Raw genomic sequence first — 8,667 nt, 5'->3', positions numbered from 1 at the left:
GTCAATACCAAGGTTACCTGTCGTTACATCCACTTGTTTTAAATTACCAAACCCATCGTATGATTGATAATTGATATTCATTAAATTACGAGTGCCTTTCGCCACGCTCTTCAACAGCATTTGTCCATTTTGCTCACTATAGGTGGCCGTTTCTGATGTGCCATTTCCAAGCTTTGCTGCGGTGATGTTGCCAAATACGTCTTGGTCTGTCACTGTTTTATAAATATAGTCGTTTGCTGTATTTTTAACGTGCTGCAAATAACCACTATTTGTATAATCGTAACTAATTGTTAAATCATTTGGGTAACGTAGCCCTTTAACTCGTCCGTAGTTTGCATCATAGAAGGTGGTTGTTTTATAGGATTTACCACTACCAGTTATTGTTTGTGTGGCTGGTCTGCCATGACTATCGAAACTGAATGTTTTAGTCACTCCGTTTCCTGTTGCTTGGCTTAGCTGTCCAAGGCCGTATGTTGCACCGTCGTAGGTGTACGACAATGTGTTTTCCCCAGTACCTGTTCGTCGCGTCACACGCCCTAATACATCGGTGATATAACTGAGGGTTTTACTGCCAACACGTATTTCTCGTTGTAACTCACCAAAGCCATTGTACTCAAAGTTGGTTACCCCCTGATTTGGGTCATCAACTTGCGTCTTCTGCCCCAGTGCATTGTATTTAGCAAGAATCTTATTGCCATTTGCATCCTGAATAACAATGGGTAACCCCTGTGCATTATAGCTGTAACGTGTAATGCCTCCCGCTGCATCAACTGTTTCCATTAACTGCTTCAAACTATTGTAAGTTCGAGACATGTCAAGTGCTTTGTTGTTACAATCTTCTGTTGCTGTGATATCTGTTTTCAACCCAGAATAGGCATAAGTGGTCGTCATGTCGCCGCAAGCTTGGTTGGTCACTTTTTCTGTTAGGCGACCAAGGATGTCATAATGAGTGTATGTGACACCATATGACCTATTCCCCTCTTTATAGGGAACAGATTCAAAGATTTTATAGCCCTTTGCATCGTAACTAATATCAGTAAATACCCAGTCACCATTAAAATCTTCTACTGCTGTGCGTAATACCCGGCCAAGCTTATCTTGATAGACTTTTTGCGTCGGTTGACCTGCACTCACTTTAACGATTTGGATAACAGCGTTCTCAGGTGCTTGCACATCTGGGCTTTGTACCGCTGTGTACACAATTGGTTGACCATCTGTTTTGCTGCTGTAAGGACGGTTATAATCATCAAATGTGTAACGCGTTGTTAGGTAGCTATTACCACTAAGCTGTTGCCGTGTCTCGGTTATTTGCCCTGTGGCTGCCTTCACTTCTGTGTAACTGATGTGTCCTTTTGCATTCGTTTGTTTATATGGAAAATACCCATCACTTGCTTCGGTTGTACCATTCTTAGAGTAGGTGATTTTACTCGTTCTAACTTGGTCGCTCCAACTGTTACTCGCTTTATAAGTTTCTGCTGTTTGGGTTACTTGGGTTGGTAAACCATAATTGTTGAAAATAATACTCGTTGTATTGCCTCTGCCTGATGCTTGTCCACTTTTATGACCAAGTACGACTGTTTTCTTGGCTTTTCTGTTTAAGTGAAATTCAGAAAACTCATAAGTAATTGTTGTTTTTGGATCATTCACTAAAGTTACAGCATCGGAAGAGTTACGCCCCGTTATAGGATGTTTAGTAACTACCTGATTGGTTAATTTATTTAGCCACCAATCAGTTTCATTACTTTCAAATGTATTGAGTTCTGTCGTTTTATATAGTCCCCAACTATCTTCTTTAGAATTCGAAACTGAAGTAGTATTACCATACTTATCAATGCCTAAAACTTCTTTTATCTCAGTACTAACTTGAGATTTTTCTGTTGAACTTTCAATACCAGCACTTGTAGATGGTAAGCGTGTGATATTTTTTACTGTTTTTGCGTAATTACTATAAACATTATCAATAGAGTGGTTTGTATTCTCTTGCCAACTCGTTAGTTTGAGGTTTAACGCATTAGGCTCATTATCAGTTAGGTAAACCATTCCTCTTGAACGAAAATCATTGAGCTCAAAAGTAGCCTGACGCAAAAGTTTGCCTTGATACGGAAAAACTTGCTTAAAATCGAATTGGGTAACCAATTCAGTAGTGATATTCTCTTCCGCTATTGACTTGAACCCCATAAAACCACGTCCTTGAGGATTAAACATAGCATCACGATATTTAAACCTTTTTTCAACTTTTCCATCAATACCATCACTTTGGCCAAATTGAGCCACGGTCAACATACTTGATGTAAAATAAAAATATGGGCTTGTTGAAGAGTGATTTGTAACTGAATAAAACTCGCCACTTTGATCATTAAATAGATCACTGGCTAAAGGCTTATATTGCCAATCGCTTGAGTGGCCTACACCATTCGTAACTCTCGACATCACATCTACAGCATTATAATTACTAAGGCCCTGCGCACTTTTGGCTCTCCCTTGGTGACTCCCTAGATTACGGTTTATATATAGCCTATTTTCAATAGATGGGTCTGTCTTTACATTATTTGATAATGACGCTGTGTCTAGATTCCATTTACAACCAGGACGTTGACAATCGAATGTTGTCACAACATCGACTAAACCATTTCCTGTTGCATCAATTGCTGCTTTTTGACCTGCAGATGCGATAATGTCTGTTGCTTTGGTTGATGCGTTCAACTCACCAGTATTAGCTTCATCAAAATAAATTGCCTTATAGTGCCTTGCCGATACATCTAATTCTGCCCCATTTACAGACCTAATATTAAATGCATCGTGCCGCCCTTTAATTAAGCTCCACAACTGATTATCACAAAACCAGTCTGTAGATAATACTTCACGCCCATTAACATAACGCCAATTTTCAACCTCGGAACAAGCTGATGCCGCAACAGCATTTGCAAAAAGTAGCTCTTGCTTACCATCACCATCATAATCCATTGCAAATGTTAAATTTAAATTTGGAAGTATAAGCGTTTCTGGCTCTGATATGCTCGCCATGTAACCTACTTCATACATTGGTATTTGTACATTTAAATTCTGCCATGTGGTATCAAAGTCACCACCTGTATTAATCCGAACAGCTAAATTACTATCGACATCAACAGCTAACCAATCAAGTAAACCATCTCCGTTTACATCATGAAATAAATTTGCCTCACCTATATTTTGGCCCTGGGTAACATCAAGGTGACCAGAAAACTCGTATTCTGAAATGGTTGCTGAACCACTTTGACTAGGCATCACAAAAAAGATTTTGTCGGGTATAGCAATAGCAGGAACCAAACCACTTCCCTGATATAAGATAAAGTCGCTTGTCCCGTTTCCATCTAAATCCCCTAGTGATTGAAGATCTACATAATTTACCGTACCTCGATGGGATCTCGTGACAGCATTAGCTACTAGCACTTGGCTACTATTAACGGTAAATGGCCTATTTGAATTTTTTGTATTGAAAAATATAGTAATCGTAGCTTTCCAATTAACGCCATCATCTACTTGCCTGAACACAATATCCGGCCATCCATCACCATTAAAATCGTCAATTGCTAAAGGTTCATCACTGTAATGAGTTTTCGATATTTCTGTATTAATCCAGCTTGAACTACCCGCATACTTAATTTTAAATAATCCATTACTTCCCCAATCACCAGAGAGTGTAAACGCATCAGTTCTACCATCTAGGTTAAAATCGCCTTCTAGGCATCTCACACTTGAGGATGCATAAGGCCTAAAACAATACCCCAAAGGATCACTGTGGCGGCTTGTCACCTCGCCCTCTGCATTAGCTGATAGACCTGTTTGTTCAGGTACACCATCATTATTTAAATCAACCGCTGGCCAATCTCTTACTCCATCACCATTAGCGTCGCCGCGAGGTATTACTTTATTGATGTAGGGTTGTGTAAGTACCTCAACAGTACTATTACCATTTTTCAATTCCAGTGGCTCAAAGCTATAACTAGGGGCTGCTTCTAACCACGAGAACGCTGTTTGCGGTAAACAAACTTCTGAGTTGCATTGCTTAATATCTCGCAATAAGCTTCGTTGACTGGATAAACTAGTCGCATAACTTAACCTATAATTCCAAACTAACTCTTCACCTACAAACGTACTGATTTCAGTTAACAGTTTAGTTGATGAGTACGCGCCACCAGCCAAATAGTTTGTGCGTCGATCTATGCGATCTTCATAATGAAAATGAATATATCTATTGCCTTGGTCATAAACAGAATTACCCGTGTAGTATATAAATGTTAATAATTTTTCACCTTTACCAAATTCACCATATTGAAATTGCATAAAGTTTTTAGCTGTGGGATCGTGCTCGTAATCTATTAACCACGAGTAGGCCTGTGTTTTTCCATCATGCACTAAGCGAGAATCAGTACTTTTACCAAAATAGCCAACGCGACCATTTTTATATTCCACTTTAAACCAAGTAGAAGTGCCATTAAGCGAACCATTTTGCGTCACTCGAACAAAGCTATCTATTTCAGTGCGATACTGTGTGCCTGAATTTCCATAGATACCCGATGTGGCAATTAAACGCTGCCCATCTAAACATAATCTGTCATGAGTATTATATTGGGGGTTTTGACTAAAGCCGTCTTGAGCATATGTAGCTGCACATCGAGAAATACTTGAGCTTGCAGCCAATGACCAGCCCATACCTGCAATACTGTTTCCATTTCGAGATGAGTAATTCAGTGAAACTTCAGGCTGCATTCCAGCACGCCCTGGTGGTAGCTGAATTGGAATATTATAAGTAGCTGCACCACCATTTACGCCTGCAGAACCAGCAATAGTTCCATTAGAGCTAACTGGCGGTGAAGAGATATTAACTAATGTAGCATCGTTTGGTATCTGCGTTGTGGTTTCGGCTACGGCTTGCGCTATATTTAATATTTGAACAGGTATAGACTTCGTAGTTTTTAAATCATTCTCATCACTAATATCCAAATGAATAGAGGTACTGCCTGGGGTTGTGCTCGCTTGAAGTGCTAATGTTGCTTTTCCATCAACAACAGATACTGAAAGAGAATCAAATAATGCTGGATTGTCAGCACTTACCACGCCAGATAATGTAGCAAGAGGTGAATCAATATCACTAAGCTGGAAATCCTGCTTTTTTTGATTACCTGCTATCAAGTTAATAGAGTTTGGCCCTACAATCTCTGGGGCATCGTTAACACTGTTGACATTGAGTCTAAAAACTCGCTCACTATAAGCACCGTCAGCATCCGTTACACGTAAACGTACATCTGAATACCCATGTTTATTGACAGTAGGCTCCATTGTTACGTTGCGCGATGAACCACTACCACCCAAAATAATACTACTTATTGGTAATAAACTGTTGTTTGAGCTGCTTACTGTCGATACAACAAGGCCACTGGCGGGAGTTTCAAAATCATTAATATTAAACGTTACTATTTTGCTAGTGTCTTCATTTGTATTTTGACTTGAAATATTAGCAATTGTTGGAGCATCATTGACACTATTAACAGTAAGGCGAAATACATCATCACGATAACCGCCATCTGAGTCAGTCACACGCAAGCGTATATCTGAATACCCATGTTTATTAGATGAAGGCTTTAATGTTACGCTACGCGATGAACCACTACCTCCTAGAGTAATTCTGCTTGTCGGTAACAAACCGCTATTTGAACTGCTCACAACCGAGACTAGTAAACTACTGGCTGTGGTTTCTAAATCATTAACTGTAAAGCTTACTGTTTTATTGGTATCTTCGTTTGTTTGTTGATTTGCAATATTACTTATCGTGGGAGAATCGTTTACACTATTAACCGTTAATCTAAAGACTTCATCACGATAGGCTCCATGAGCATCCGTCACTCGCAAACGTATGTTTGAATACCCATGTTTATTAGCTACAGGTTTTAATGTCACATTGCGTGATGAGCCACTGCCACCTAAAATAACTCTGCTTGTCGGTAGCAAACTACTATTTGAGCTACTTACTACTGATACTAATAAGTCATTCGCAGCAGTTTCTACATCACTTACAGTAAATCCGACTGTTTTGTTGGTATCTTCATTTGTACTTTGATTTGCAATATCAGCTATTATTGGAACATCATTCACACTGTTAACAGTAAAGCGAAACACATCATCGTGGTAGCCACCATCTGCATCAGTTACACGTAAACGTATATCTGAATATCCATATTTATTCGCTGCTGGCTTTAACGTCACATTACGCGATGAGCCACTGCCACCTAAAATAACTCTGCTTGTCGGTAACAAACTTGCATTAGAGCTACTCAAAACTGATACAACCAAACTGTTCGCTGCGGTCTCTGCATCACTAACTATAAAACCCACTGTTTTATTTGTATCTTCTCCTGTCACCAAGTCATTAATTCCATTTTTAAAATTGGCTTGATCAGGTGTGCCTATTATTCTTGGTAGGTCGTTTACACACGAAACACTAAAACTAATGGTTTTGTTTTCAGGGTCAAAAATAGAAACTGTCCCGCTGAAATTAGTAATACTTGGGCTTTGTATATTTGAGGAGATTGAGAGTGTCTTATCACCGGGTAATCCAATCGTGTCAGCAAGACCTGTTACAACAAATGACACTGTTACACTATCTGAGCCACAAAAGTTGGAATTCGGTTTATATTTTAGGATCTTATTGTCGTATTTTTCTAAAAATGTAACAGTACCATTTCTTGGAGGGGTGACTATGTGATTAAATGCTACCTCAAACCGAGATGATGGAAAGAAACGAGACCCACCAACATCAACGGATGAATCTTCCACGACATTTGTAACGTAATCACTCGCGAAAGTTGACAGTGACATTAAAAACAAAAGAGAGATAAAAAAACGATAAGTCCGGTTACGCAAAACATCATCCTTAAAAATGTATAAAATCAGGTACAAATTAATTGATTTACTAACAATGTCAATAAAGATGTTACAAAAGTAACCAAGCTAGTTAAAAATATAAACACTTTAACTACATATACATAACTCCCTCATAAAAAATAATATTAACCTTACTACCTAGTGTTATCATTTTTATATAAGCCTCGCATCATAAATAATGAGGCTATGATTAGTTGTTCTTATGCTTTTCAGAGTTGAACTCAATCATGCTATTCAAAGAAAAGCCTTAATGGCTATAGTCGTCTTCCTCAGTGGATAGTTTAGGCAATAAAAAAACCCGTGCTAAGCACTAATGCCAGTCAGTTAAGCTGACTGGCTTTTTTCTTTGTGGGGTATTTAGTCGGTCTTTTCCTCACAACTCTTGGGTAATACCTATCAGGCCGTTTGTCAGGTAATTTCATCATCCTTAACGATTCCATCAGGTATTCATAGTGAACGGGCAACTTGGTTACTGTTTCCGGTAAAGTGGTTAGGAAGAACACGATGATGTGTCTCATGCAGAGGCCGAAGCTAAGCCGCGATGGGGATAGCTCAGGCATATCTTTAACGGCATCCAGCATAATCATCCGAATCAGGTTGTAGGCCAGTAGTAGTCCCCAGAGCTCCTGTCGTACCATCTCAGGTTTCTTGCTACGAAGTGTTAGCTTGGCCTGATTTAGCGTCTGTTTCATTTCCCTGAACCCTAGCTCTATTTCCCAGCGTTGAACGTACACATCAACAACTTCTTCGTAGGGAAACTGCAATACATCGACCATTGAACTGAGCACATGGTAGCTTTTCCCGTCTACTTTGTAACTGGTTAGCCTCGCGTCGATGGTTTCTGGTAGACCATCAAATTTTTTCCGAGCCTGAGGCGAAGTCTTGAGAGTGATAACAGCATCATGTTCGCTTAGTCGGTGTTTTACTGTGTACTGTAGATCTTTACGGGCAGGGAGCATCCAGTGCGTATTAACGCCTTTAGTCATCCATAAGTACAATAACCCCAGCGAATAATATCCTCTGTCGAAAAGAGTCAGAGAGTTATTGGGAACCGAAGGAATAAGCCGCTGCGCAAGAGACATCTCCCCCACATCCCGACTGTCAAACTCACTGGCCAGTAGAAGGTGGCTGGAGGTTTCCATCAGACTACACATGCGTACCTGTGGATACGGATTATCGCCTTTAGCATTACGGTCACAACCGAATGCAGTAAGGTTCTCACCGGTATCCTGAGCACGAAACATCACGCCATCAACTGCTAACACATTTAAACCACACCACTGTTCAAAGGCAAAATCACCAAAGGCCCGTTGTGCCATCAGCTTAAAGACGTGACCGACAGCTTCATCACCTAGTCGTTGCCGAGCTTGAACTACCGCACTGGGGGCAACAAATCGATTTTTACCTGGTAATGAGATATCAAGTTTATTTGCGATGTCCCAGACAGGGTCATTACGAAAAAGACTCATACCCACGATAGTAAATACGACCGAATCCAGAGGTAACCGGCGACGTCTGATAGTTGCTACGCCCGATAGTGTATAGGCTTGCTGAAGAAGTTCAGGGTCGACAAAAGACATAAGCTTATCGACAGCCTTCAAGTCTTCCGCATGACTAAATGTTTCATCGAGGTTTGTGAGTAAAGACATAAAAAAATCCGATATCAGTTTCTGATATCGGATTTTGAAGCCTTTAAAAGATCGGTCAACCGATCATGAAAATATTCTTAACTGATCGGCATTA

2 protein-coding genes are annotated in these 8,667 nt (G+C 39.9%); both read right to left on the bottom strand.

The features are described from left to right. Positions 1-6,903: SpvB/TcaC N-terminal domain-containing protein (locus tag PAARA_RS00300; RefSeq protein ID WP_276325272.1), on the bottom strand; the 6,903-nt coding region annotated here is incomplete at its 3' end. A gap of 341 nt (positions 6,904-7,244) precedes the next feature. Beyond that, on the bottom strand, positions 7,245-8,573 hold the full coding sequence (locus PAARA_RS00295) for an IS4 family transposase (RefSeq protein WP_062567086.1): 1,329 nt from the start codon (positions 8,571-8,573) through the stop codon (positions 7,245-7,247). Positions 8,574-8,667 lie beyond the last annotated feature (94 nt).

Origin of the sequence: Pseudoalteromonas arabiensis (assembly GCF_001550155.1) — a bacterium.
In the GTDB taxonomy this organism is placed as follows: Bacteria; Pseudomonadota; Gammaproteobacteria; order Enterobacterales; family Alteromonadaceae; genus Pseudoalteromonas; species Pseudoalteromonas arabiensis.
This window is presented reverse-complemented; position numbering and strand designations above follow the sequence as displayed.